The organism is Marinactinospora thermotolerans DSM 45154, from assembly GCF_900167435.1.
Lineage (GTDB): Bacteria > Actinomycetota > Actinomycetes > Streptosporangiales > Streptosporangiaceae > Marinactinospora > Marinactinospora thermotolerans.
On record NZ_FUWS01000019.1, the window covers coordinates 1 to 24660 of the forward strand.

Here is a 24660-nt window from a genome sequence, read left to right on the forward strand (position 1 = left end):
GTGGTGGTGGCGCGTGGGGTGACCAAGACGTTTCGCACCGGTGGCACGCTGGTACGGGCCCTGGACGGGGTGGACCTGGAGTTCGCCCGCGGCGCGTTCACCGCGATCATGGGCCCCTCCGGCTCGGGCAAATCCACCCTGATGCACTGCCTGGCCGGACTGGACACCGTCACCTCCGGCCAGATCACCATGGGCCGCACCGACATCACCGCCCTGACCGACCGGCAACTCACCCAACTGCGCCGCGACCGCATCGGCTTCGTCTTCCAGGCCTTCAACCTGCTGCCCATGCTCACCGCCCGCGACAACATCACCCTGCCCGCCCGCATCGCCAAACGCCGCATAGACCACCAACGCCTGGCCCGCATCGTGGAAGTGGTGGGCCTGGCCGACCGACTGGACCACCTGCCCGCCAAACTCTCCGGCGGCCAGCAACAACGCGTGGCCGTGGCCCGCGCCCTGCTGGGCGCGCCCGAGGTGGTCTACGCCGACGAGCCCACCGGCAACCTCGACTCGCGGTCGGGCGCCCAGGTACTGGCGTTCTTGCGCGACTCGGTGCGTGAGATGGGCCAGACCGTGGTGATGGTGACCCACGACCCGGTGGCGGCCTCCTACGCCGACCGGGTGGTGTTCCTGCGCGATGGCCGCCCGGCCGGACAGGTCGACGATCCCACCGCCGAGTCGGTGCTGGACCACCTGCTGGCGTTGGAGGGCTGAACCGTGCTACGCACCACCCTGGCCGGCCTGCGCCTGCACAAGGGCCGCCTGTTCACCACCGCCCTGGCCATCGTGCTGGGCGTCATGTTCGTCACCGGCACCCTCGTCTTCACCGACACCCTCCGCCACAGTTTCAGCACCCAGGTGATGGGGTCGGCCGACCGGCTGGACACGATCGTCCTGCCCGCCCATGAGGGTCTTGAGCAAGGAGAGGAGCCCGCCGCCATCACCGCGGACCTCCTCGAGGAGGTCCGCGACCTGCCCGAGGTGGCCGCGGCCCAGGGCGTCACCATGGGCGACGCCCCACTGCTGGACGCCGACGGCCGGGCGATCGGCTACGTGCCCACCTCCGGTCGTTCCGTGGGCGGCGACGTCGCCCGCTACGAGGCCGCCGAGGGGCGGTTGCCGGAGAACGGGGAGGAGGTCGCCCTGGCCACCTCCACCGCGCGCCAGAGCGGTTTCGCGGTGGGCGACGAGGTCGAGGTGCTCGACCCCGAGGGGAAGCCCCGCGCGTTCACCGTCGTCGGCCTGGTCGACTTCGGCCTGGACCCGGAGGCGAGCTACCGGGGCGTGGTCGCCTTCGATCCGGAGACGGCCCAGGCCATGACCGGTGTCGCCGACTTCGGTGAGATCGACGTGATCGGCACCGAGGGGACCCCCGCCACCGAGGTCGAGGCTGCGGTGGCCGCCGCCGTCGGGGACGCCTACACGACGATGACCGGTGAGGAGCTGGCCGAGGAGAACGCCGCCAACGCCGGGACCCAGGCCGACGTCATGGCCATGGCGCTGTTGCTGTTCGCGGCGGTCGCGGTGTTCGTCGGCGCCCTCGTCATCTACAACACCTTCGCCATCCTCATCGCCCAACGGCGCCGCGAGACGGCCCTGCTCCGCTGCGCCGGCGCCACCCGCGCCCAGGTCTTCCGCGGCGTCCTCACCGAAGCCCTCGTCACCGGCCTGCTCTCCTCCGCGCTCGGCGTCGCCGCCGGCGTCGGACTGGGCATCGTCGGCTACCGGCTGGGTGCCGGCCAGATGGACAGCCAGGCCGCGGCCGAGACGGCGCTGCGCACCGACGTGCTGATCACCCCCACCACGATCGTGGTGGGCATGGTCGTGGGCACGGTGGTGACCCTGGTGTCGGCGACGGTTCCGGCGCTGCGCGCCACCCGGGTGCCCCCGTTGGCGGCGCTGCGCGACAGCGCGGTCGCCGACGCCGGCAAGGGGGTCGGCAAGGTGGGCATCGCGGTGGCGACGCTGCTGGTGCTGGCCTCGGCGGCGATGCTGGTCCACGCTCTGCGCAACGAGCCGAGCCAGCTGGGGATGATCCTGGTGGTCGCCTCCGGGCTGGTCGCCTTCGTCGCCGTGGTGCTCCTGGGTCCCCTGCTGGTGCGGGGCTTCGTCCGCCTGGCGGAGGTGCCGCTGCGCCGCACCGGGGTGGCCGGGATGCTGGCGGCCGGCAACGCCCGGCGCAGCCCTCGCCGCGCCGCCACCGCCATGATCGCCCTGACCGTCGGCGCGACCCTCATCACCGGCTACTCGGTCATCGCCGAGTCGATGGAGCGCACGCTCACCCGGCAGCTGGAGGAGCAGTTCCCGGTGGACTACCTGCTGCGCACGCAGTACACCGAGGAGGAGCAGGGGGTGCCCGCCTCGGTGCGGCGGGAGCTCGCGGACGCGCCGGAGGTGGCCACGATCTTCTCCGAGAGGAGGGCGCAGGCCGAGCACGGGGACGAGGCGGTGGACGTGCTGGCCTACCCCGGCGCGAAGCTGGGCGAGGACATCGGCGGTGAGGAGGCCGAGGGCGACTTCGCCGATGTGGGTCCCGGTTCGGTCGCGCTGGCGCGTGCCACGTCGGAGCGTCTGGGGGTCGGCCTGGACGACACCCTGTCCCTGACGACCGAGCAGGGCGAGCGGGACTACCGGGTCGCCGTGATCGCCGACGACATGGGGATGCTGCCGGGGCTGACGATGGACGAGCGGGACTTCGCCGCCGCCTTCCCGGAGGCCACGACCGACAGCACGGTGTTCGTCAAGGGCACCGACGCCAGTTCGGCCGCCGAGATCCGCGCGGCCGTGGACGCCGCGATCGCCGACCATCCGACGGTCCTCGTGGAGGGCGCGGCCGAGGTGAAGGAGCAGTTCACCACCACCCTGGACACCGCCTTCCTGGCCATCTCGGCGCTGCTGGGGCTGGCGATCCTCATCGCGGTGTTCGGCGTCGCCAACACCATGGCCCTGTCGGTGCTGGAGCGCACCCGCGAGTCCGCGCTGCTGCGCGCCCTGGGCCTGTCCCGGGGGCAGCTGCGCCGGATGATCGGCGTCGAGGCGGTCCTGGTCTGCGTGACCGGCGCGCTCGTGGGCATCGGGCTGGGCGTGCTGTTCGGCTGGGCCGCGGGCAAGGCCACGCTCATGGGGCTGGTGTTCGCCCTGCCGGTCGGGCGGATCGCCCTGTTCGTGGGGATCGCGGCGCTGGCCGGCCTGGTGTCGGCGATCCTGCCGGCGCGGCGGGCGGCGCGCGCATCGATCACCGCGAGCCTCGCCGCGGAGTGACGCCGGGTCCCGGGGCCGGCCTTCCCCCGGCCCCGGGGCCGCCGTCCCCCGCCGCGACCGCCTCCGCCCGCGTGGAGGCGGTTTCGGCGTGCGCCGTGCCGGGCGGACGGCTAGATTCGGAAGGGGACCGTCTCCATGACGGCGACAGCAATCCCCTAATTCCGATCGATAGAGTAGGTTTCATGGTCCGCGAGCCGAGGAACCCCGAGCGCCGACCGGTCATCGCCTTCGTCGGCGGTGGCGCGAGCGCCACGCTCACCGCGATCGCACTGCTGCGCACGACGACCTGGCTGCGCCTGGGCTACCGGATCGTCCTACTCGACGAGCACGGTCGGCACGCCCGTGGGGTGGCCTACTCCACCCGCGACGACCAGCACCTGCTCAACTCCCCCGCGGCGGCGATGTCCGCCCTCCCCGACCAGCCCGGCCACCTGGTCGCCTGGGCCCGCGCGGCCGGTCACGCCTGCGCTCACGACTCCTTCCTGCCCCGCCGCGTCTACGGCGACTACCTGGCCCAGACCCTCGCCGAGACGGCGGCCTGGGCCGCCCCCCACGCCGAGGTGCACCTGCGCACCGCCCGGGTGGAACGCGCCGAGGACGGTGACCAGGGCGTCGTGCTGATCCTGTCCGACGGAACGCGGCTGCCCGTGGCGGCCGCGGTCGTCGCCACCGGCAACGCCCCGGCCTCGCCGCCACCCGGGTGCGCCGGAACCGCCGGGGTGGTCGACGACCCCTGGCACCCGCACGGCGACCCCGCGCGCCTGACGGAGGGGCGGACCGTGCTGGCCATCGGCACGGGGCTGAGCACGGTGGACGTGGCCCTGTCGGTGACCGCCGCCCACCCCGGGACCGTCGTGCACGCGACCTCGGCGCGTGGCCGGCTCCCTCACCCCCACCGGCTCCCGCTGATCGCGCCGCCCGGGCTGGTCGACCTGTCGGGGCCGCTCCCGTTGCGCGAGCTGGTTCGGCGGGTGCGCGCGGCGATCGACGTCCACCCCGGCGACTGGCGGCACGTGGTCGACTCGCTGCGCCCCAGCGTCCCCCTGCTGTGGCAGGGGCTCTCCCCCGCCGAGCAGCGGGTCTTCCTGCGGCGCTTCTCCCGTTACTGGGAGCCCGCGCGACACCGTATGGCCCCCGAGGTGGCCCGCCGGCTGGAGGAGCTGCGTGCGCGGGGACGGCTGCGGCTGCACACCGGCCGCGTCGCCTCGGTCGAGCCCACGGGGGCCGGGCTGCGCGCCGTGCTGTCGGACGGGACCTCGATCCAGGCCGACACGATCGTCAACTGCACCGGTTCGGCCCCCGGCTCCGACCCCTTCGTCCAGGCGCTGCTCGGCGACGGCCTGGCCCGCCGCAACCACCTGGGCCTGGGAGTGGACACCTGCCCGCGGGGGGCTCTGGTCGCCCCCTCGGGCCGGGTGAGCCGTCACCTGTTCGCCCTGGGCCCGCTGCGCCGGGGTCAGCTCTACGAGACGACCGCGGTGCCCGAGATCCGGGCCCAGGCCGAGCGATTGGCCCAGCGGATCGCCGACACGGTGCTGCGCGGACGGCGCGGCGAGCCCACCGTGGTCCCCTGACCTCCGGGTCAGCGGGTCCGGCGCACCTCGCGCTCGTGCCTGCGCAGCAGGAACGGCCGGACCGCCGACTCCACCTGGACGGCCAGGTCCATCTTGCTGGCCCCCTCCTGACGGTCCTCGAAGTGGATCGGGATCTCGACCATCTTCTGCCCGCGCCGGTAGGCGCGGAAGTGCATCTCGACCTGGAAGCTGTAGCCGCTGCTGTGGATGCTGGGGAGGTCGATGCTCTCCAGCGCCTCGCGGCGCCAGACCTTGAAACCCGCCGTCACGTCGCGGATGGGCATCGTCAGGATCGCCTTGACGTAGGCGTTGGCCCACTGGCTGAGCAGCCTGCGCCGCACCCCCCACTGCTGTGACAGGCTCCCGCCGGGGACGTAGCGGCTGCCGATGACGACGCCGGCGTTGGTGGACAGCAGGGTGCCCAGGAGCTGGGGCAGGTAGCCCGGCGGGTGGGACAGGTCGGCGTCCATCTGGGCGACGTAGTCGGCCCCGTCAGCCAGCGCGGCGGTCATGCCGGCGACGTAGGCGCGGCCCAGCCCGTCCTTGGCCGTGCGGTGCACCACGCTGACACGGCCCGGGTGGGACGCGGCGAGCTCGTCGGCGATGTCACCGGTGCCGTCAGGGGAGTTGTCGTCGACGATGACCAACCGCAGGTTGGGCAGCCCCAGCGCCAGGACCTGGTCGGCCAGCTCGGGCAGGTTGTCGGCCTCGTTGTAGGTGGGCACGACAACGCTGATCCTGGCCCGGGACCAGGGGTCGGGCAGGGTGACCGGGGTGGGCATGGGGGCGCCTCCGTTGCTGGTGGATCGGCCGGGGTGCGGCGCGACGCGGGCGTCCGGTCGCCCGTCGGGAGCACCTCCGCTCTCCCCCCGGCCCGGGGGTGTCAGCGGGTAGCGTATGCCCTCGCCCGGTTACAGACCGGTCGTCGCGCCCCCGATCGCGCAAATCAGGCAGACATCGCAATTATCGCAACTTTCTCGCCCCAAGCGACGTGGAGGCACGCGGCGGGTCTACGGCGCTCACTCGCCGCGGTCCACCTCCAGCACCGCGACGTGGACCGTGGTCCCCATCTCCTCCAGGGTCATCAGCACCTCGGGGTCGGCGTGGTTGTCGGTCACCAGGTGGGCGATGTGCTCCGGCGGCACGGTCTGGACCATGGTGTCGGCACCGATCTTGGTGTGGTCGGCGAGCACGACGGCCTCCTCGGCGCAGGCCACCAGGGCGCGGTCGACGCTGGCCATGGCCGGATTGGGGGTGCTCAGCCCCCGGTCCGCGGACAGCCCGTTGCCCGAGAGGAACGCGCGGTGGACCCGCAGCCCGGCCAGCGCCTGCTCGGTGGCGGCCCCCACCAGGGCCAGGGTCGGCCCTCGCAACGACCCACCGGTCATCACCACGTCCACGTCGGGCGCGGCCGCCAGCACCTGCGCGACGAGCAGCGAGTTGGTGACGACGGTGAGCCCGTGGCGGCCGACCAGTTCGCGCGCGAGCGCCTCGGTGGTGCTGCCCGGGCCGAGCACAATGGCGTCGTCGTCCTCGACCAGCCGGGCCGCCGCCCTGGCGATGGCCAGCTTCTCCGGCGCGGCCTGGCGGGTCTTCTGGGCGTAGCTCTGCTCCTGGCCGAGCCGGCCGGGCAGCGCGGCACCGCCCCTGCGCCGGTCGATCAGCCCTTCGGCCTCCAGCGCGCGCACGTCCCGGCGGACCGTGACCTCTGAAGCGCGGACCTGGGTGGCGATGTCACGCAACGCCATGGCCCCGTTCACGCGGACCAGTTCCAGGATGCGCTCGCGGCGTTCGGCGGCGAACGCCGGCTTCCCCTCGCCGATCATCGTTTCCTCTCCAGACCGCAGGACGCCGGGCGATCATCCGTTCCCATCGATCATAAGCGGTCAGACCGGCACGGAACGATCCGTGGAGCAGACACCTGCCCCGCCCGACCCTGGGATGGCGGCCCGGTCCCGGAGGTGGATGACGCGGACGCGGCGGCCCCGGCGGCCTGTTCAGTCGCCCTGCCCCCGTTCGAACCAGCCGGCGGGGACCTCGCCCGAGACGGGCTCGCGCGCCCCCTGCGGGCCGGGCGCGGCCCACAGCACCGCGTTGGCCACAACGCGCCGCACGTCGGGGTGGTGGTAGACGGGGTAGTCCTGGTCGCCCGGGCCGAAGTAGAAGATCCGACCCGCGCCACGCCGGTAGGCGCACCCCGAGCGGAACACCTCGCCGCCGGCGAAGGAGCTGATGAACACGAGCTCCTCGGGCGCCGGCACGTCGAAGGGCTCGGAGTAGGTCTCCTGGGCGGGGATGACGAGGGGGTCGGGCACCCCCTGGGCGATCGGGTGCCCGGGCGCCACCGTCCAGACCAGCTCGCGCTCGGCCGCGTTGCGCCAGCGCAGCGAACAGGTGGTGCCCATCAGGGCGCGAAAGATCCGGGAGTAGTGGCCCGAGTGGAGCACGACCAGCCCCATCCCGGCCAGCACCCGCCGGCGCACCCGCTCGACGACCTCGTCGGTGACCTCGTCGTGGGCCAGGTGCCCCCACCACACCAGCACGTCGGTCGTGTCGATGACCTCCCCGCCCAGACCGTGGTCGGGCTCGCGCAGCGTCGCGGTGCGCAGCCGGACCCGCTGCCCCAGGTGGTCGCGCAGGGCCGCCGCCACCGCGCCGTGGATGCCGTCGGGGTAGCGGCGGGCGACCGTGTCGTCGGCGGTCTCGTGCAGGTTCTCGTTCCAGACGGTGACGCGCAGGGGCGCCGCGGGGCGCGCCGGATCGCCGCTCAGCAAAAGCGGGCGCCGTGGAAGGCGAGGGTCTCGTCGACCGCCTCCTCGTCGGAGGGGTCGTCGGGGACGGGGGGTTCGGAGTCGAGCAGCAGGACCGCGAACAGGAGCGCGACGAGCAGGGCCAACGCTACGAGGGCGGCGGAGCCGAACACGACCATGATCGACACGGAAGCTCCTCTTCTCGTCGGCGGCCGGATGCCGTGTCCTCACCGATGCGGCCGACCGGGTCCGGCCTTTGGCGGGGTCACTGAACGAATGCCCCGCGCGGCACCGCGTTACACCCCTGTTATCGGCGATATCCAGCTCACCTTCCTGACATGTCGCCACCTTCCAGACACCCTTCGACCGCCTTCGGTCATCTGGGGACCGGCGAGAGGAGCCGTCCCGGCGACCCGCCACAATGGGGACCGTGACCATCCCAGTGACCGCGCCGGCCTGCGACGTGTGGTGGGCCGCCCCCTCCGCGGCCTCCCCCGCCCTGCTCGCCCTCCTGGACGAGGAGGAGCGCCGTCGACACGCCCGCTACCAGCAGGCCGCCGACCGCGACCGCTACGTCGTCGCCCACGCCCTCGCCCGCCTGCTGTGCGCCGAGGAGGCCGGGTGCGCCCCCGAGGAGGTCGGGTTCGAACTGCGCTGCGGCCACTGCGACCGCCCCGAACCGCACGGCAAGCCCCACCCCGTCGGCCCCGCGGCCGGGCTGGAGATCTCCATCAGCCACTCGGGCGGCCGCGTCGTGGTCGCGCTGACCCGGCAGGTCCCCGTGGGCGTCGACGTCGAGGAGGTCCGCGCCTCCCGCGACATCGACGGCCTTGGCGACTACGTGCTGACGCCGACCGAGCAGGCGGCGTTGAAGGCGTTGTCCGGCCGGGAGCGCGTCTCGGGGTTCTTCACCTACTGGGCCCGCAAGGAGGCCCTGCTGAAGGCCACCGGCGAGGGGCTGGCCGGCGGGCTGACCTCGGTCGAGGTCAGCGGTCCGGACACGACGGCGGCCGTGCTGTCGTGGAACTCCCCGGCCGCGCCGGCCGACGTCGCCCTGGAGGACCTGGAGGCGGGAGAGGACTACCGGGCCGCGCTCGCGCTGCTGGCCCCGGGGCCGGTGCGGGTGCGCGTCCACGACGCGGCGGCCCTGCTGTCGGCGGGCTGACCCCGGCGCGGGCAACGGCACGTCCGCTCCTCTCTGCGGTTTCGCGGGTCAAACATGGCCTGAGGGCGACAGTCGTGTCCTTTCGGGCGAGGCATCCGTTACTTGACCGCTCCGAGAAGGCGCTTGAAGGATGTGGAGCGTGCGAGACCGCCGTTTTGCCCCTCCGCGTCCCTCACATACCGTTCCCCGGCCCCGCCGCGTCGGGCCGTTCGGGTGAGCGCGCGGCCGGCCCGCCCCGGGCTCGTCCGTGACGGCGGCCCCGGGCGGATCCCCGCCGACATCCTGCACGGTGTGACGGTCCCCGACCCCTACCGTTGGCTGGAGGAGGCGGACACACCGGCGACGCGGGACTGGCTCGCCGAACGCGCGAGCGAGTTCGACGCGGCGGTGGCGGACTGGCCCCTGCGCCCCCACCTGGCCCGGGAGATCCGCGAGCTGGTCGCCACCGATCTGTGGACGCCGCCGGTCCGGCGCGGCGGCGCGGTGTTCGCCACCCGGCGCGCGGCCGGCGCGGAACACCCCCGGCTGGTCCGCGTCGAGGACGGTCGCGAGCACGTCGTGTTCGACCCCGCCGCCGTCGACCCCAGCGGGGCGACGACCCTGGACTCCTGGGAGCCCAGTCCCGACGGCGCCCTGGTCGCGGTGCAGACCTCACGCGGCGGCACCGAGCGCGGCGAACTCCAGGTGCTGTCGGCGCGCACCGGCCGGCCGGTGGAGGAGCCCATATCAGGGGTGCGCTACAGCCACGTCGCCTGGCTGCCCTCGACGTCGGCCCCGGCCTTCTACTACGTGCGCCGCGACGACGGTGACGGCCGGCGCGGCGTGTGGCTGCACCAGGTCGCCGCCCGCGAAGCGCGCCCCGACCTGCTGGTGCACCCCTGCCAGGCGCCGCGCACCGTGCCGGGGATACGGCTGCGCCACGGCCGCTGGCTGCTGGTCTCGGAGAGCCACGGCACCGGACACCGCAACGACCTGTGGATCGCGGACCTGGCCGAATCTGAGGTGTCCTCCCCGCGGCTGCGCCCCGTCCACGTGGGCGCCGACGTGGAGTCGGCGGCCGACGTCGGCCCTGACGGGACCCTCTACCTGCGCACCACCCTGGGCGCGCCCCGTCGACGGGTGTGCGCCGCCGACCCGGCCCGTCCCGGCCCCGAGCACTGGCGCGAGGTGGTCGCCGAGGAGTCCGACGCCACCTTGGACGGCTTCGCGGTCGTCCACGCCGACGGCGCCGCCGTCGAGCTGCTGGTGGCGCGTACCCGCCTGGGCGTCAGCGAGCTGTCGGCCCACGACCCCTCGGGCGCCCGGCCGCCCCGGCCGATCCCCCTCCCCGGCGACGGCATGGTCGCTCACCTCGACGCCGGTGACGACGGCACGGCCCACTTCGGTTACGCCGACGTCGCCACCCAGCAGATCGTGTTGACCTATCGCCCCGGGGAGCGGCCTCGACGCTGGCCGGGGGGCGGACCGCCTGCCGCCGCCTCCCCGGTGCGCCGACGCACCCAGTGGTGTCGTTCCGCCGACGGCACCCGCCTGCCCGTGACCGTGTTCTCGCTGAACGGGTTCACCGCGCCCGCTCCCACGATCCTGCACGCCTACGGCGGGTTCGGCCGTCCCCGCCAGTTCGGTTTCTCCGCGACCGTGCTGGCCTGGCTGCGCGCCGGGGGCCGCTACGCGGTGGCGCACGTGCGCGGCGGCGGGGACGCCGGGCGCGAGTGGCACCTGCTCGGCAGCCGCCGCGGCAAGCCGCGCGCCGTGGAGGACCTGCTCGCCGCGGCGGACGCGCTGGTCGCGGCCGGGATGTGCCGGCGCGAGGGGCTGTGCCTGTCGGGCGGTTCGGCCGGTGGTCTGCTGGTGCTGGCCGCCGCGACGTCACGGCCCGACGTGTGCGCCGCCGTGATCGCCTCGGCCCCGCTGGCCGACATGGTGCGGTTCGAACGGCTGGGGCTGGGGGCGATGTGGACGGCGGAGTTCGGCACCGTCGCCGATCCCGGCGACTTCGCCGCGCTGCTGTCCTACTCGCCCTACCACCGCGCGCTGGCCGGCCGCGACCGCGCCTATCCGGCCGTGCTGCTCACCGGGTTCCACGGGGACACCCGTACCGACGCCGCCCACCCGCGCAAGATGTGCGCGGCGCTGCTCGCCTCCTCCGACGGCACCCGTCCGGTGCTGCTGCGCTACGAGCGCGGTGTCGGCCACGGCCCTCGCGCGGTGACGCGCGCCATCGACCTGGCGGCGGACGCGCACGCCTTCGCCGCCGCCTATACGGGGCTGTCCCCGACACGCTGAGCACCGCTCGGGACCGGGACCGCCCACTCCCCACAGGAAGAGAGGTGAACACCATGGACCCGAACCAGTTCGAGGTCGAGGTCGAGGACCTCGCCGAGGTCACCTCGCGGGACATCACCGCGGGCGGCGACAGCGACGGCACGGACTCCAGCTCCGACTTCATCTAGATCCTCTGACGCCCGGCCGCGTACACCCGTCCGCGGCCGGGCCCCGCCCGTTCCACCCCGGTGACCGTGGAGGAGTGCCCGTGACCGACCGCCTGTTCACCGAGACGCTGCGCGCCGCCGTCGGCGCGGACCTGCTGTCCTCCCGGCTGTCGGAGGAGTTCGTCTTCGCCGACATCGGGGCCGGGGCGGTCGCGCCGCTGCTGGACTTCGAGGCCCTGGGCGAGCTGCTGTCCACCCGGCCCCTGGGGCCGCCGCGGCTGCGCCTGCACCGGGAGGGCCGGCCGGTCCCCGCCGCGCGCTACGCGACGTCGGGAGCCGGCGAGACGCGGGTCAGGCCGGAGGACCTGTACCGGGAGCTGCGCGAGGGGGCGAGCCTGGTGCTCGACGGGATCGACCGCCTGCACCCGCCCATCCGCGCCGCCGCCGACGACCTGATGCGGCTGGTCCGCGAACAGGTCCAGGTCAACCTCTATTTGATCTGGGGCGACTCGCACGGCTTCGACACCCACTGGGACGACCACGACACCTTCATCGTGCAGGTCGCCGGCGCCAAGTCCTGGCAGGTCCACGGCCAGGGATCGCGCCCCTATCCGATGAAGGTCGACACCGACCACTCCCACACGCCTCCCGACGGGGTGGTCTGGGAGGGGACGCTGCGTCCGGGACAGGTGCTGCACGTGCCGCGGGGCTGGTGGCACACCGTCACCGGCGCGGGGACCGTCAGCATGCACCTGACCTTCGGGTTCACCCGGGCCACGGGGGTGGACTGGGTGCGCTCGCTGCTGGACCGGCTGCACGACGTCGAGGCGATGCGCCGGGACCTGCCCCGCTTCGCCACCCCCGAGGAGCGGCGCAAGCACCACCACGAGCTGGTGAGCCGGCTGGTCGACCTCGCCGAACGGCACGACCTCGACGCCTTCCTCGCCGAACGGGACGCGCGTTTTCCGCGCAGGCGCTCGTTCTCGCTGCCCTGGGCGGTGGAGGACACGCCCCCCGGCCCCGACAACCGCGTGGAGTACGCGCCCATCCTGCCGCCCCGGCTGGAGGAGGAGGGGGACAAGGTCGCGCTGACCGTCGCGGGACGCCGTTACCGTCTGCCGGCCGCCGCCGCGCCGGTGCTGGCCGAACTGGGGCGGACGCGTTCGGCGACAGTCGCCGAGCTGGCCGAACGCTGCGCGCTTCCCTCGGCGACGGTGGCCGACCTGGTCAGGGTATTGGCGCGGCACCATCTGGTGGTGGTGGGCGGCCGTTGAAGGGGGCTCGCCGCCCCGGGCGGCGCCGCAGGTCGCGGCGGTCGGGCGGGCGTGACGTGATTGCCACGCGATGATCGGTTAGGGTAGCCTCAGTTAACAACGGGGGCCAACGCCGTCCACCCGGACGGCGCCGTCTCCCTGGAACCGACACCGCGCCACCGCGCGCCCGGCACCGGCGGCAGGAAAGGCGATCCGCGCATGGCACACCCGCATCATCCGCTCCAGACGGTGGTGGATGCCTGTGCCCCCCTCAAGTTCGCGCCACTGCCCGACCTGCGCGTTCCCGGCGTCACCCAGGGCTGCCGCCGCCCCGGCGCCGAACACTGGTACCGCGCCGACCTCATGGCGGCCCAGGGCGCCGTGGGCACGCTGTTCGACCAGCTCACCGCCCACCACGGCCCCCACCACCGGCTGCCGGCCACCACCCACTTCATGCGCGCGCTGCTGCGCGAGCCCATCTTCCTGGTCTCGGCCGGGATCTACCTCACCGGGCGCGCCCCGCTCCTGGACGGCACGCGGCTGTGGTTCCCCTGGCACGCCGACGCCACCTTCGGCGTGCCGACGTTGACCGGGGCGAAGGTCGCGGTGCCGGCCGGCGATCCCTTCGCCGACCACCCCGACGCGGTGGTCGTCGCCGACGCCGGGGAGCTCGACCGGATCGCCGCCGAACACCTGTTCCGCGCCTTCGCGCCCATCCTCGACGCCCTGCACGCCCACACCCGCGCCGGCCTGCGCACATTGTGGGGCTGGGTGCTCGACACGATGCACTTCTACATGCTCAACCCGGCCCGTTTCCTGGGCCGCGACGCCGAGGCGGCGTGGAGGCGCGCCGACCGGCTCGGCGACGCCCTCATCTCGGCGGGCGCCGTCACCCGCGCCCGCCCACGGCTCTTCCCCTTCTACGAGAACCACCCGCGCGGCACCTGGGCCGTGCGCGGCACCTGCTGCTTCGACTACAAGGGCGACCCCGAGCACGGGTACTGCACCACCTGCCCGCTCAAGTGCGACAGCGATCGGCGCGCCGAACTGCGCGAGTGGATCCGCAACCCCGCCCTGGCCCCCTGAGACCGGGACGGGGCGACGACCTCAACCCCGCCCGGCCGGCTCCCCCGCCTCAGCGCGCGGCAGCCTCCACGTGCGCGCCGCGAGCACGACCACCACAACGGTCAGGGTCGCCGCGACCGCGTTGAGCGTCCCGAACCCGTACGCGCCGACCAGCACGCCCGACAGGGCTCCGCCGCCCGCCCCGCACAGGTTCATGACCAGGTCGGACAGGCCCTGCGCGTCCGCCCTCCGGTCGGCCTCCAGCGACTCGGCGAGCAGCGTCGAGGCCGACACCAGGGCGAAGGACCACCCCAGCCCCAGCAGCACCAGTCCCACGGTCGTCACGGCGTGGGAGTGACCGGCCAGGCCGGACACCACGGTGGAGCAGAGCAGGATCGCCTGCCCCGCCACCAGCACGGGGACGCGGCCCAGGCGGTCGGCGAGCCGGCCCACCACCGGCGACAGCGCGTACATGCCCGCGATGTGCAGGCTGATGGTCAGGCCGATGACGTCGAGCTCCGCGCCGCCGTGCGCCATGTGCACCGGGGTCATGGTCATGACCATGACCATGACGGCGTGGGAGAGCGCCATGCCCGCCATGGCCAGCGCCGCCCGGGGCGTGCGCGCGACGAGCCGCCAGGCCGCGCGCGGGGAGCCACGGCGCGGGGGCCGCGCCGGCGCGCCGGCGAGACGGCGCGCGGTCAACAGCGGATCCGGGCGCAGCAGGACGAGGGTGAGCAGACCGGCGGCGAGGAAGCCGGCCGTGGCGAAGAGCAGCGGTCCCACCAGCTCGGGAAGGCCGACCCGGGCGGCCAGGACCCCGCCGGGGCCGGTCAGGTTGGGACCGGCGACCGAGCCCACCGTCGTCGCCCACACCACGATGGACAGGTCGCGTCCCCTGGTCCGTTCACCGGCCAGGTCCGCGGCGGCGTAGCGCGACTGCAGGCCGGTGGCGCTGCCCGAGCCGAACAGCGCCATGCCGGCCAGGAAGAGGGGGAAGGAGGCGAAGGAGGCGCCCGCGACCGCGATCGCCCCGCCCAGCGCGGCGGCGAACCAGCCCGTTCCCAGGCCCGCGCGGCGTCCCCTGCGCGCCGCCAGTCCCGCGAGCGGCAGGGCGAAGAGGGCGGCGCCGAGCGTGATCGTCGTCGTGGCGGTACCGGCCCACGACGACGAGCCGGTCAGCTCCTCGGCGATCAGCCCGCCCACGCTCAACGCCGAACCGACGCCCACTCCGCCGATGGTCTGGGCCAGCGCCAGCGTGACGAGCGTGCGTCGTTGCAGACGGGCGAGGTCCATCGCCGCCGGCGCGCTCATCGAGGCCCGTACCAGGTGTCCATGTTCCTCCCGCCATATCCGATAGCGGGATGATCGTAGCGAAACGCCGGTCAGCGGCCGGTGCCGCTCCCTCTACCGCGGCCGTACCGCCAACGCAGGAAGCCGTGGCGGCGCTCGACGTCGCGCATCTCGCCGTAGAGGGTGTCGGGGTCGGCCGCGGAGACCACGGCGCCGCCCTCGGGGACGGGCCAACGGGCGAAGGCCCAGTAGCGCCGGGTGTAGGCGCCCCACATGACCAGCCAGGTCCCCTGTTTCTGCCATTCGATGTGGGCGGCGACCCGCCAGTGGTCGGGGTCGAAGCGTTCGGGCCCGTCGGGGGACGGGCGTTCCTGCGGCCCGCCCGCCGTCATCGCGGTGACCGTCGCGCCGGCCACGGCCCCGTTTCCCGGTTCGTCACGACCACGCTCACCCGCGTTCCCTTCCGCTCTCGGGAGGTCCGCACCGCACTCAGCCTCACACGGAGGAGCGCGCGGGGGAAGACGCGGGTGGCCATCTCCTGCCCGATCAGGCCGGAACCGGTCAGCGGCCGGTGTCGGGGCCGGTGCCGGCCCGGTTCGGGGACCCGGGCGGCCGATAGGGATCCCGGGCCGCGGAGGGGCCGCCGGCGCGGCGCCTACTCGTCGTCGGCGGCGTGGTGGTCGAGGTTGGCGGTACCGCGCCGCCAGTAGCCGTCGACCGCCATGGTGCGGTCCTTGACGAAGCCGAGCTCCTTGAGGTGGCGGCGGATCGGACGCAGCGCCGTGGCCTCGCCCGCGACCCAGACGAAGCCCTCGCCCTCGGGGAAGTCGAAGCCGCGGACGGCGCGTTCGAGCAGGCCGCTGTCTCCCGGCGCGGCGTCACCGCGGTGCAGCCAGGTGATCGAGACCCCCTCGCGGGCCTCGACGTAGGACTCCTCGGCGGCGTCGGCGACCTCGAAGAAGGCGTGGACGCGCGCGCCCTCGGGCAGCTCCTCCAGACGGCGGGCGGCGGCCGGCAGCGCGGTCTCGTCCGCGACGAGCACGTGGTAGTCGTAGTCGGCCGGCACGTGCTCGGTGCCCCGTGGTCCCAGCACGCCCAGACGCAGCCCCGGCTCGGCCCGCAGCGCCCAGCGCCCCGCCGGGCCGTGGTCGTGGGCGACGAAGTCGACGGTCAGCTCGCGGGCGGCGGGATCGTGGCGGCGGACCGTGTAGTCGCGGTAGAGCGCTCCGGGGGCGCGGAAGTTGAGCGCGCGGTCGTTCTCGACGACCGGCATGACGTGCTCGCCGGTGCGCTCGTCGGGGAACCACAGCTTGACGTGGTCGGCGAAGTTGTCGCTGCGGAAGTCCGCCAGGTCGGCTCCCCCCAGCACGACGCGGATCATCCGGGGGGTGATCCGCCGCGCCGAGCGCACTTCCAGCACGCGGGGCGCCAAGGGGTACATCTCCACACGGATCTCACGCTGGGCGAGGGCCATCGAGCACGCTCCTCCGATCGTCGGCACGGCCCGGGCCGGACCGTTGACGCGATCTTAGCTTAGCCTCAGCTAACTCTCATGCACGGTGGACGTGCCGCGCCCGCTGCTTCCCCCTCCGTCCCGCGCGACCGGCGAGACCGCCCCTCCGGCAGGACCGTCGTCCTCGGCGTCGCCGGCCGTCCCGGCCCGGCGCAGGGCCGGGAACAGGGCCGCGACCGCCCCGACCGCCACCGCGGTGACGGCCCCGCCCAGGGCGATCGCCGCGCCCGGCCCCACCAGCGGGGCGAGCGCGCCCAACGTCATCGCCCCCAGCGATCCCCCCACGGTCGCCTGCGCCGACCAGACGCTGTTGACCCGCCCCCGAAGCGCGTCGGGGGTGTGCGACTGGAGCAGCGCGTAGCGCAGGATCTCCTCGACCACCTGGCCCAGGCCGAGCAGGACGAGCGCCGCCAGCGCGGCCACCGGGGCCGCGCTCAACCCGAACCCCAGCACGGCCAGGCCCGAGGCCGCCGACGCCACGAGCAGGAACAGCCCGGCGCGGCGCACCCGCCCGGTCCAGCCGCTGGTCAGCGAGCCGGCCAGGGCGCCGACCGCCGGAGCGGTGTAGAGCAGCCCGGCCAGGGTCTCGTCACCCCCCAGCACCCGGTCGGTGAACTCCGGGACGAGCACGAGCGGCGCCGCGAACAGCAGCTGCACGAAACCGAGCAGCAGCAGCGGCCCGACGACGCGATGCCGGACCGCGAAGCGCACCCCCTCGGCCACGGCCGAGGCGATCGAGCCCCGCCCCGCCTGCGACCCCGGGCGCAGGCGGGGAAGCAGGCACACCAGGGCCGTCGTCACCGCGGAGGCGACCGCGGTGACGGCGTAGTTGACGCCGAACCCCCACGCGGCGATGACCACGCCGCCCAGGGCCGGCGCGGCGACCGCGCCGAGTTCGCTGGTCAGCGCGAGCAGGGCGCCCGCCGCCGCGAGCCGTTCACGCCCCACCAGCCCCGGCGCCGCGGCCTGCAACGCCACGGCGCTGAGCGTCCCCAGCAGGCCGTTGAGCACGGCGCAGGCGTAGATGACGGCGAGCGAGGGGCGGTCGGGGACCAGGCTGTTCACCGCCAGCAGGGTGAAGGCGAGCGTCCCGGCGGCGCGGCCCGTGATGATCAGCAGCCGCCGGTCGCAACGGTCGGCGAGCAGCCCGCCGACGAGAGTGCCGCACATCGCCGAGACGCCCGTGGCCGTGCTCACCGAGGCCACCAGCAGCGACGACCCCGTCAACCCGTAGACCTGCAACGGCAGGGCCACCGTGGTGAACCCGATCCCGAACAGTGACACCAGGCGGGCGGTGAACAGGATGCGAAAGTCCCGGCTGGCGCGCAGCGGACTGAGGTCGATGACGAGGTTGGCCGGTCTCACGGGTCTCCAGACGTCGGCCCGGACGGGCCGGGGAAGGGCGGAGGGGAACCCGGGCGGGGCCCGGATCCGCGCCGGCGCCGCCCCGCCGGCCGCGGCTCAGCGCGCGGCGCCGGACACCTGGTCGGATCCGGGCACCGGCTCGGCGGGGTCGGCGCCGAGCGCGACGATGCGGTTGGCGCCGTCCACGTGGACCACCTTGGGCCGGTGGGCGGCGCGCTCGGCCTCGTCCACGACGGCGTAGGAGATGATGATCACCAGGTCGCCGGGGTGGACCAGGTGGGCGGCGGCGCCGTTGATGCCGATCACGCCGCTGCCCCGCTCGCCGGTGATGGCGTAGGTGACCAGCCGGTTGCCGTTGTCGATGTCGACGACGTGGACCTGCTCACCGTCGACGAGGTCGGCGGCCTCCATCAGGTCGGCGTCGATCGTGATGGAGCCGACGTAGTGCAGGTCGGCCTGGGTCACCGTGGCCCGGTGGATCTTTCCGTTGAGCAGTGTGCGCTGCACGTCGCGTCCTCTTTCGGGATCGGAGGGCGTTCCCGGAGGGAACGCCGCGGGACCACGTTCTCGTCCCGCGGCATTCCATGATCGGGCTCGCGGCGGGGTGCGCGCGCACCGGGGTGCCCCGTGCCCGGGCGTGGACGCCGTTCGCCCGGGCACGGGGGGCTCACGCCTCTCCCATGGCCACCCGCAGGCTCTTGGGGCGCAGGTCGGTCCAGTGCGTGTTGACGTAGGCGAGCGCCTCGTCGCGGGACGCGGGGCCGTGGACGACGGTCCAGCCCTCCGGCACCTCGGCGAACTCCGGCCACAGGGAGTGCTGTTCCTCGTGGTTGACCAGCACCAGGAACGTGCCGTCGGCGTCGTCGAACGGGTTGCTCATGGGATCCCCTTCCCGGAGGGTGAATGAGGAAAGGCTAACCTTTGCAAGGAAAGGCTTACCTGAGCACTTTAGAGGTCCGGGGGCTCGCGCACCACCCCTTGCCTCGTTCCCCACGGTGAGGGAGCGCACACCGTCCGCGTCCGGCCGTCTCGGGCCGGACGCCTCACCCGGCCCCGCGGGCGCGCAACCCGGGCTCGGTCACGGCGACCGCGACGGTCGCCGCCACGCACAACAGCCCGCTGACCACCAGCGCCACGGCGGGCCCGGCCAGTGCCGCCGCCACGCCCAGCCCGGTCGCCCCCAGCGACCCGCCCACCGTCGCCTGGGCGGTCCACGCCGCGGTCACCCGTCCCCGCAGGGCGTCGGGGGTGTGCCGCTGGATCAGCGCGTAGCGCAGGATCTCCTCGATCGCCTGCCCGCAGCCCAGCAGGAGCAGCGCCGCGAACGCCGCCACCGCGCCGCCGCTCGCCCCCAGGGCGGTCACCGCCACACCGCACAGCGCCACCGCGCCCAGCACGACCGGGCCGCCCCCGCGCACGTGCGAGGTCCACCCGCTGGTCAGCGACGCCGGCAGCGCGCCGATCGCCGGAGCGGTGTAGAGCAGCCCGGCCAGCGCGGCACCGCCGCCGAGCACCCGGTCGGTGAACTCCGGGACCAGCGCGAGCGGCGTCGTGAACAGCACCTGGGCGAACCCCAGCACCAGCAGCGGGCGCACCAGCGGATCCCGCCGCACGAAGGCGAGCCCCTCCACGACGTCGGCCGGCGCCGAGGTCCGTTGCGTCCCGCGCGCCGGACGCAACGGCGGCAGGAACGCCACCGCCACGGCGCACCCGGCGGCGATGACCGCCGTGCCCGCGTAGCCCGGCCCCACGCCCCACGCCGAGATCGCCACCCCGCCCAGCGCGGGCGCCGCCATCGCGCCGAACTGCGCGGTCACCGCGAACAGCGCGCCGGCCGCGGCCACCCGCGACGCCCCCACCAGCGCGGGGACGGCCGCCTGCTGGGCGATGAGGCCCGCCGTCCCCGCCACGCCGTTGACCGCCGCGCCCAGGTAGATCGGGCCGAGGGAGGGTGCGGGCAGGTAGGCGTTGACCGCGAACAACGCCAGGACCCCCACCTCGATGACGGCCGCGGCCACGATCAGGCGGCGCCGGTCCCACCGGTCGGCGAGCAGCCCGCCGACGAGGGTGCCCCCGAAGCTCGCCACGCCGTTGACGATGCCGACGCTGGCCACCAGGAACGACGAGCCCGTCATGGCGTAGACCTGGATCGGCAGCGCGACCAGCCGGAACCCGCCAGCGAACAGCGACACCACCCGCACCGCGAACAGGACGCGGAACGGGCCGCTGGAACGCAACGGACTCAGGTCGATGACCAGGCGGGCCAGGGGCACGGCGCAGCTCCTCGCGGTCGGGCCGGGCGCGGCCCGGCGGGCGCGACTCGGCGATCCGCCGGAAGGCGGCCCGCGCCCGGTCCTTCGTACCAGACGCGGGTCCCGACAGGCGGGACCGGAAGGGGTCAGGGGGTGATGCTCCGCTCCCGCGCGCTTCCCGACCTCGACGCCGCGAAGGCGAACAGCGCCACCGCCACCAGCCCGCAGACGCCCGAGACGGCGGGCAGCGGCCCCGGGCCGGCCGCGTCGATCACCAGACCGCCCACGGCCCCGCCCGCCGCGACCCCGAGGTAGGTGCCCGAGGTGTTCAGGGCCAGGGCCTGGGGCGAGACCGGGCCGGCGAGCAGGTGCAGGCGCGCCTGGACGGCCGGGGAGTTCCAAAACGCCGCGCCGCCCCACACCACCGCCAACGGGACCAGCACCGCCATGGGGATGGGCCGCAGCGGCCACAGCACCGCCAGGGCCGCCATGGTGACGACGAACACGGCCACGCCGAGGAGCAGGGTGCGGTCCGGCCCCCACCTGTCGGTGGCGCGGCCGCCGGCCCAGATGCCGGCCATGCCGGCGATCCCCGACAGCGCGAAGAGCACGCCCCGGCCGGTCGTCCCGGTCCCGGTGATCCCGGCGGCGAAGGGGGCCAGGTAGGTCAGCAGCATCATCGACCCCAGCATCAGCACCAGGTTGGCGACCAGTCCCACCGAGATGGCCGGCCGCGCCAGGACGCCGAGCTGGGCCCGCACGGGCAGCGCCTCGCGCGCCCCCGCCCGCCGCGGGACCAGCGCCGCGAACGCCACCGTGACGCCCGCGCCGGCCACCGCCATCAGCGCGAACGTGGCCCGCCACCCCCACGCGCCGCCCACCCAGGTGCCCACCGGGACGCCCAGGGCGATCGCCCCGGTCACCCCGAAGGAGACGACCGCGACGTGGCGGCCGATCCGGTCGGGCGGGGCGAGCTGCGCGGCGGCGCTGAACAGCGACGGGGTCGCCGCCGCGGCGGCCAGCGCCGCCACCACCCGCAATCCCAGCAGGACCTCGTAGCCGGGGGCGAGCGCCGCCAGCGCGTTGGCGGCCGTGAACACGGCCGCAGCGGCGGTCAGCACGGTGCGGCGGCGCAGCCGCGCGGTGAGGACGGCGGCGACCGGGGCGGCCACCGCGACCGTCAGCGAGAAGACCGTGACGAGCTGCCCCGCCAGGGCCGTGCTGACACCGAGGTCCGCGGCGATCTCGGGGATGACCCCGGCGATCACGTAGTCGTCGGTGTAGAAGACGAGCGCTCCTGTTGCGAGCGCGACGAGCCAGGCCGGCACGGTGCTGCCCTCCGGATCTCGGAATCTCGGACGTCGGAAAGGTGTCGGGGGCGTCAGCCCGGGATGAGCGCCGCCACGTGGTGGCGCAGGACCTCGTGGGGCGCGGGGGTGTCCGCGCCGGCGCCGTGCGGGTGGACGAGGTCGAAGGTCAGCCCGCTGACGAGCGCGACGAGGCGTTCGGTCTCGACGTCGAGGTCGGCCACGCCGGCGAGGTCGAGCGCGCGGCGGAGGAGGGCGCGCATGTCACGTCCCATCCGCGCGGCCAGGGGCCGAAACGCGGGGTGGATGCGCGCGGCGGCGACGAACTCGTGCAGGGCCACCAGTTCGGCGCGTTCCTCCGGCGCCTCGGGCAGCAGCGCGGCCACCACGTGCTCCAGCAGCGCGCGGCGGCCGGCGACGTCGGAGGGGCCCGGCGGATCCAGCAGCGCGGCGTCCAGCCGGCGCTCCATGCGCGCGCCGACCTCCTCGGCCGCAGCCGTCAGCAGCGCCTCATGACTGCCGAAGCGGTGCCGTACCGAACCGATGTTGACACCGGACTCCTCGGCCACCCTGCGCAGGGACGCCTCGGCGACGCCGCCGCGCTCCACGAGGCGAAGGACCGCCTCCAGGACACGGTGGCGGACCGCGTCACCTCCGCCCCCTCCATCGATCATGTCACGGACGTTATCACAGCTGTGATAAACAGGTCCCGGGGTTTTTCTCGGACGTTTCCGCTCGCGTCTTCCGGCCACCGGGTGGGACGATGCCGAAGTGACCTTCTCCCCTTCCTCTCATGGCCGTCTCCCGCGTCTCCCCGGTTCCGCGTGATCTCGGCGGGAAACGAGCAATCCCGAGCAATGACGTGCCGTCGAAGAGGAGAAATCGTTAAGGTTCCCGGTAAGGCGGAGTTCCGGAGAAACGAGCATCCTCACTCCGGTCTCGCCAAGACCCAACGTCCTCGGAGGTACAGATGAACGGCGACGGAGACAACTAGGTACAGCGAGCACACCTCGCGCGGGGCCGGGATGCCCGGCCCCGCGTTCTCCTCTGTCTCACAGGAACCGTCCGCACGCCACGGCTCTCGCGTTCACACATGCGGGCTCTTACAGCGATGTCCTGATCCGCCGGGCGAGACGGGCGAGCTCATCGTCATCGGCGCGACCGTGGTCATGCGACGAGAGGTATCCCTGGTACCGCTCGAAGTACAGGTCGACGTCGGATTCGACCGCGCGCCAGTCCGCGCCCGAGTTACCCGATGTCCCATGCATTGGAAACAGCTTCGCGTGGGCGTGGTCGACCCCGTACCCCTCGTAGATGATCCCGGTGCGGGCCACATCGGGGAAGGCCGCGTCCAGCCGGCGGGCGGCCTCACGCGCGGCCAGGTGCAGAGCCAGGTAGGAGTCGTCACCCAGGTCGACGACATAGCTGGACAGATGTTCCTTGGTCACCACGACCGAGAATCCCTCGGTGTTGGGGAAGATCGATAGAAAGGCCAGGTGACGTTCGTCCTCCCAGATCGGATGGCACGGAGCATCCCCCGAAACGATCCGACAGAACACGCAGTCGACTCCCTCGGTCTTCTCAGTCATTCTCGCCCCGCACCGTCGCCCTCCTCGACCGCTCCGCGCGGCGCCGGACCGCGCCGTCGCGGAGTACGGTCTCCTCGTTCTTTCGGACTGTTACCGCCCACGTTGTTCGGGCGCCCCACGAGACGGCACCGGAACCGGTCTGCTCAGCATCCCTCCCTTCCTCCTCGATCCACGTGAGAGATCGGACCTGGGAAGCCGGGTGTCATGGCAGGGACCAGGAAGGCCCGGACGGATCGCCGAGCCAGACGCGGTGTGTCCCACCGGCGATGGTGAGCCCGAACGCGGTGGCCGGTGGGCCGCCCAGTGCCCGCCACCGACGGTGGGCGGCCTCGATCTCGTCCCACAGGAGGCGCGGCCCGCCCTGTTCGACTCGGTCCGGATACAGCCTGGCCCATGAGGCTCCGTCCAGCGCGGACAGCCACACCAGTGGTTCCCCTTGTGGTTCCCCTTGCGTCCCCATCCGGACGCCGAACCGCCAGGCCGGAACCATGAGGGCGAGGGGCAGTGCCCGCGTTCCGTCGAGGAGGAGGCTGCGTGGATCACGGTCGACCGCACACACCCGGTCGGGGGGTGCCCCCAGATCGTGGGGAACACCGGGTTCCTCCCGCTGTCCGCGCAGCCACATGAAGGACACCAAGCGGACGAAAGGCCCTTCGGCAGTACCATCCCGGACGGTGAGCCGGGCCAGCAACCCACCGGGCAGAGCCGAGGAAGGGGCCCAGGGGCACACGATCAGCCCGCCCTCACGGGTCTGGTCGATCCAGGGAGCGGGGACCCGGGCCACCGCGCAGGTCGCGAGCACCCTGTCGAAGGGCGCGGTGGCGGGGTGGCCCAACGCCCCGTCTCCGACGACCACGCGGGGGTGGTGTCCGATGTCGCGTAGAACCGAACGCGCCCGCTCCGCGAGAGCCGCGTCGATCTCGACGGTCGTCACCGTCTCTGGAGCTCCGGTCAGTTCCCCCAGGAGCGCGGCGTTGTAGCCGGTGGCCGTCCCGATCTCCAGCACGTGGGCTCCCCTCCGGACGTCCGCGGCCTGGAGCATGGCGGCCATGACCGACGGAGCGGAGGACGAGGACGTCGCGACGCCGCGCCCGCCTGCCACGCCGTCGTCGCGCTGGACGACCACCGCAGCGTCGGAGTGGACGAGCCGGGACCACTCCTCGCCGCTGTCGGAGCGCACCACCTCTCCCCCTCTCTCATCCCACACCCGATCGGGGAGGAACTCCTCCCGGCGGACGCGGGCGAAGGCCCGGAGGATCTCCTCCGGAACACCCGACGAACGCATCCGCCGGATCAGGGGAGCGTCTCCCAGCGGGCGGGGGGTGGAATCCCGCTCGGAGGTCACTTCTCACCGATCCCATCACAGGCACTGCAGGGGACCCAGACCCGATTGTTCGCCCAGGTAGCGTCTCCGTCGGCCGCCACTCACGAGCCTCCCTCGCCCCTACAGACCCCGCACATCGCCATCTCGATCCTCTCCGTATACGGAATACCCGGGTTTAAGAGGGAGCGTAGAAATGGAGGCGGCGGCGTCGGAGAGGGATTGCGCGGAATTGCTCGCGGGCCCTCGACACGGCTCTGGCCGAGCGACAGAGGCGACGGAATACTGGAGGCCCCGAGAGTCGAGGAGAGAGATGAAACTACACAAATTGGGAACCACGTCCAACGCCGGAAAATGCCCCACGTTGTATGAAATGGAGCGAGGTGACATCATCGTCCAGGGCTACCGGCTCACCGATCCCGAGGCTCTGGCCCAGTTGGAGGACGTTCTCCCCAACGAGACGTTCGTCGTGGTTCCTCGGGAACTGATGACCCGCTTCGCCCCGAAGGAGTAGCAC

At 73.7% G+C, this 24660-nt stretch carries 23 protein-coding genes; 8 read left to right on the plus strand and 15 right to left on the minus strand.

Features of this window, described 5'->3' with window-relative positions; all coding sequences use genetic code 11:
- From B5D66_RS23615 to B5D66_RS26235, 3 genes are all read left to right on the plus strand, one after another.
- The coding region (locus tag B5D66_RS23615; protein ID WP_235001134.1) for an ABC transporter ATP-binding protein at window positions 1-717 on the plus strand (717 nt) is incomplete at its 5' end.
- A gap of 3 nt (window positions 718-720) precedes the next feature.
- Window positions 721-3264, plus strand: coding sequence for an ABC transporter permease (locus B5D66_RS23620; protein ID WP_078764027.1), 2544 nt, complete (start codon window positions 721-723; stop codon window positions 3262-3264).
- A 182-nt stretch (window positions 3265-3446) separates the two neighbouring features.
- Entirely contained in the window at window positions 3447-4838 is a 1392-nt protein-coding gene (locus B5D66_RS26235) for an FAD/NAD(P)-binding protein (RefSeq protein WP_078764028.1), read from the plus strand.
- Between the two features lie 8 nt (window positions 4839-4846).
- Here the strand turns inward: B5D66_RS26235 and B5D66_RS23630 are convergent, their stop codons facing one another.
- The 4 genes from B5D66_RS23630 to B5D66_RS26240 form a co-directional block, all read right to left on the minus strand.
- On the minus strand, window positions 4847-5620 hold the full coding sequence (locus B5D66_RS23630) for a polyprenol monophosphomannose synthase (protein ID WP_078764029.1): 774 nt from the start codon (window positions 5618-5620) through the stop codon (window positions 4847-4849).
- A 237-nt stretch (window positions 5621-5857) separates the two neighbouring features.
- Entirely contained in the window at window positions 5858-6664 is an 807-nt protein-coding gene (locus tag B5D66_RS23635; protein WP_078764030.1) for a DeoR/GlpR family DNA-binding transcription regulator, read from the minus strand.
- 171 nt (window positions 6665-6835) lie between these two features.
- Window positions 6836-7612 (minus strand): ThuA domain-containing protein, encoded by a 777-nt coding sequence (locus B5D66_RS25835; protein WP_235001195.1) that lies wholly within the window; start codon window positions 7610-7612, stop codon window positions 6836-6838.
- Entirely contained in the window at window positions 7606-7776 is a 171-nt protein-coding gene (locus B5D66_RS26240; protein ID WP_159457313.1) for a hypothetical protein, read from the minus strand. The genes B5D66_RS25835 and B5D66_RS26240 overlap by 7 nt, the downstream gene beginning before the upstream one ends.
- 233 nt (window positions 7777-8009) lie before the next feature.
- On the opposite strand from B5D66_RS26240, the gene B5D66_RS23645 reads away from it, so the two are divergent.
- From B5D66_RS23645 to B5D66_RS23660, 4 genes are all read left to right on the plus strand, one after another.
- A complete protein-coding gene (locus tag B5D66_RS23645; RefSeq protein WP_078764031.1) occupies window positions 8010-8753 on the plus strand; it encodes a 4'-phosphopantetheinyl transferase family protein in 744 nt (247 codons plus the stop codon).
- 213 nt (window positions 8754-8966) lie between these two features.
- Complete coding sequence (locus B5D66_RS23650) at window positions 8967-11039, plus strand: prolyl oligopeptidase family serine peptidase (RefSeq protein ID WP_078764032.1); 2073 nt, start codon at window positions 8967-8969, stop codon at window positions 11037-11039.
- Between the two features lie 247 nt (window positions 11040-11286).
- Entirely contained in the window at window positions 11287-12459 is a 1173-nt protein-coding gene (locus B5D66_RS23655) for a JmjC domain-containing protein (RefSeq protein ID WP_078764033.1), read from the plus strand.
- Window positions 12460-12657: 198 nt separating this feature from the next.
- Window positions 12658-13524: a (2Fe-2S)-binding protein gene (locus B5D66_RS23660; RefSeq protein ID WP_078764034.1), complete on the plus strand. Its 867-nt coding sequence runs from the start codon at window positions 12658-12660 to the stop codon at window positions 13522-13524.
- 21 nt (window positions 13525-13545) lie between these two features.
- Here B5D66_RS23660 and B5D66_RS23665 read toward each other — a convergent pair whose 3' ends face one another.
- From B5D66_RS23665 to B5D66_RS23715, 11 genes are all read right to left on the minus strand, one after another.
- Entirely contained in the window at window positions 13546-14817 is a 1272-nt protein-coding gene (locus tag B5D66_RS23665; RefSeq protein WP_078764035.1) for an MFS transporter, read from the minus strand.
- A gap of 71 nt (window positions 14818-14888) precedes the next feature.
- Window positions 14889-15188 (minus strand): hypothetical protein, encoded by a 300-nt coding sequence (locus B5D66_RS23670; RefSeq protein ID WP_078764054.1) that lies wholly within the window; start codon window positions 15186-15188, stop codon window positions 14889-14891.
- A gap of 263 nt (window positions 15189-15451) precedes the next feature.
- On the minus strand, window positions 15452-16270 hold the full coding sequence (locus B5D66_RS23675; protein WP_078764036.1) for a siderophore-interacting protein: 819 nt from the start codon (window positions 16268-16270) through the stop codon (window positions 15452-15454).
- A 69-nt stretch (window positions 16271-16339) separates the two neighbouring features.
- A complete protein-coding gene (gene entS, locus B5D66_RS23680) occupies window positions 16340-17674 on the minus strand; it encodes an enterobactin transporter EntS (RefSeq protein ID WP_078764037.1) in 1335 nt (444 codons plus the stop codon).
- Between the two features lie 96 nt (window positions 17675-17770).
- On the minus strand, window positions 17771-18181 hold the full coding sequence (panD, locus tag B5D66_RS23685; RefSeq protein WP_078764038.1) for an aspartate 1-decarboxylase: 411 nt from the start codon (window positions 18179-18181) through the stop codon (window positions 17771-17773).
- 160 nt (window positions 18182-18341) lie between these two features.
- Window positions 18342-18554 carry an MbtH family protein gene (locus B5D66_RS23690; protein WP_078764039.1) on the minus strand — a complete coding sequence of 71 codons (213 nt, stop codon included), beginning with the start codon at window positions 18552-18554 and terminating at the stop codon, window positions 18342-18344.
- Between the two features lie 163 nt (window positions 18555-18717).
- The gene (entS, locus tag B5D66_RS23695) at window positions 18718-19947 is read right to left on the minus strand and encodes an enterobactin transporter EntS (protein WP_078764040.1); all 1230 of its coding nucleotides are present in this window, start codon (window positions 19945-19947) and stop codon (window positions 18718-18720) included.
- Window positions 19948-20072: 125 nt separating this feature from the next.
- Window positions 20073-21254, minus strand: coding sequence for an MFS transporter (locus B5D66_RS23700; protein ID WP_078764041.1), 1182 nt, complete (start codon window positions 21252-21254; stop codon window positions 20073-20075).
- A 53-nt stretch (window positions 21255-21307) separates the two neighbouring features.
- Entirely contained in the window at window positions 21308-21907 is a 600-nt protein-coding gene (locus B5D66_RS23705) for a TetR/AcrR family transcriptional regulator (RefSeq protein ID WP_078764042.1), read from the minus strand.
- A 429-nt stretch (window positions 21908-22336) separates the two neighbouring features.
- Window positions 22337-22822, minus strand: a complete 486-nt coding sequence (locus tag B5D66_RS23710; RefSeq protein WP_078764043.1) for an HIT family protein — start codon at window positions 22820-22822, stop codon at window positions 22337-22339.
- 202 nt (window positions 22823-23024) lie between these two features.
- Entirely contained in the window at window positions 23025-24107 is a 1083-nt protein-coding gene (locus tag B5D66_RS23715) for a methyltransferase domain-containing protein (RefSeq protein ID WP_078764055.1), read from the minus strand.
- 349 nt (window positions 24108-24456) lie between these two features.
- Between B5D66_RS23715 and B5D66_RS23720 the strand changes: the two genes are divergently transcribed.
- Window positions 24457-24657, plus strand: coding sequence for a hypothetical protein (locus tag B5D66_RS23720; protein ID WP_078764044.1), 201 nt, complete (start codon window positions 24457-24459; stop codon window positions 24655-24657).
- Window positions 24658-24660 lie beyond the last annotated feature (3 nt).

Bases quoted from the DNA above. Each gene is read 5' to 3' on its own strand.
- B5D66_RS23670 (WP_078764054.1), bottom strand. From the start codon at position 15,188: ATGACGGCGGGCGGGCCGCAGGAACGCCCGTCCCCCGACGGGCCCGAA.
- B5D66_RS23720 (WP_078764044.1), top strand. From the start codon at position 24,457: ATGAAACTACACAAATTGGGAACCACGTCCAACGCCGGAAAATGCCCC.
- B5D66_RS23635 (WP_078764030.1), bottom strand. From the start codon at position 6,664: ATGATCGGCGAGGGGAAGCCGGCGTTCGCCGCCGAACGCCGCGAGCGC.
- B5D66_RS23705 (WP_078764042.1), bottom strand. From the start codon at position 21,907: ATGATCGATGGAGGGGGCGGAGGTGACGCGGTCCGCCACCGTGTCCTG.
- B5D66_RS23690 (WP_078764039.1), bottom strand. From the start codon at position 18,554: ATGAGCAACCCGTTCGACGACGCCGACGGCACGTTCCTGGTGCTGGTC.
- B5D66_RS23710 (WP_078764043.1), bottom strand. From the start codon at position 22,822: ATGACTGAGAAGACCGAGGGAGTCGACTGCGTGTTCTGTCGGATCGTT.
- B5D66_RS26235 (WP_078764028.1), top strand. From the start codon at position 3,447: ATGGTCCGCGAGCCGAGGAACCCCGAGCGCCGACCGGTCATCGCCTTC.
- B5D66_RS23645 (WP_078764031.1), top strand. From the start codon at position 8,010: ATGGGGACCGTGACCATCCCAGTGACCGCGCCGGCCTGCGACGTGTGG.
- B5D66_RS23630 (WP_078764029.1), bottom strand. From the start codon at position 5,620: ATGCCCACCCCGGTCACCCTGCCCGACCCCTGGTCCCGGGCCAGGATC.
- B5D66_RS23715 (WP_078764055.1), bottom strand. From the start codon at position 24,107: ATGCGTTCGTCGGGTGTTCCGGAGGAGATCCTCCGGGCCTTCGCCCGC.
- B5D66_RS23675 (WP_078764036.1), bottom strand. From the start codon at position 16,270: ATGGCCCTCGCCCAGCGTGAGATCCGTGTGGAGATGTACCCCTTGGCG.
- B5D66_RS23665 (WP_078764035.1), bottom strand. From the start codon at position 14,817: ATGAGCGCGCCGGCGGCGATGGACCTCGCCCGTCTGCAACGACGCACG.
- B5D66_RS23660 (WP_078764034.1), top strand. From the start codon at position 12,658: ATGGCACACCCGCATCATCCGCTCCAGACGGTGGTGGATGCCTGTGCC.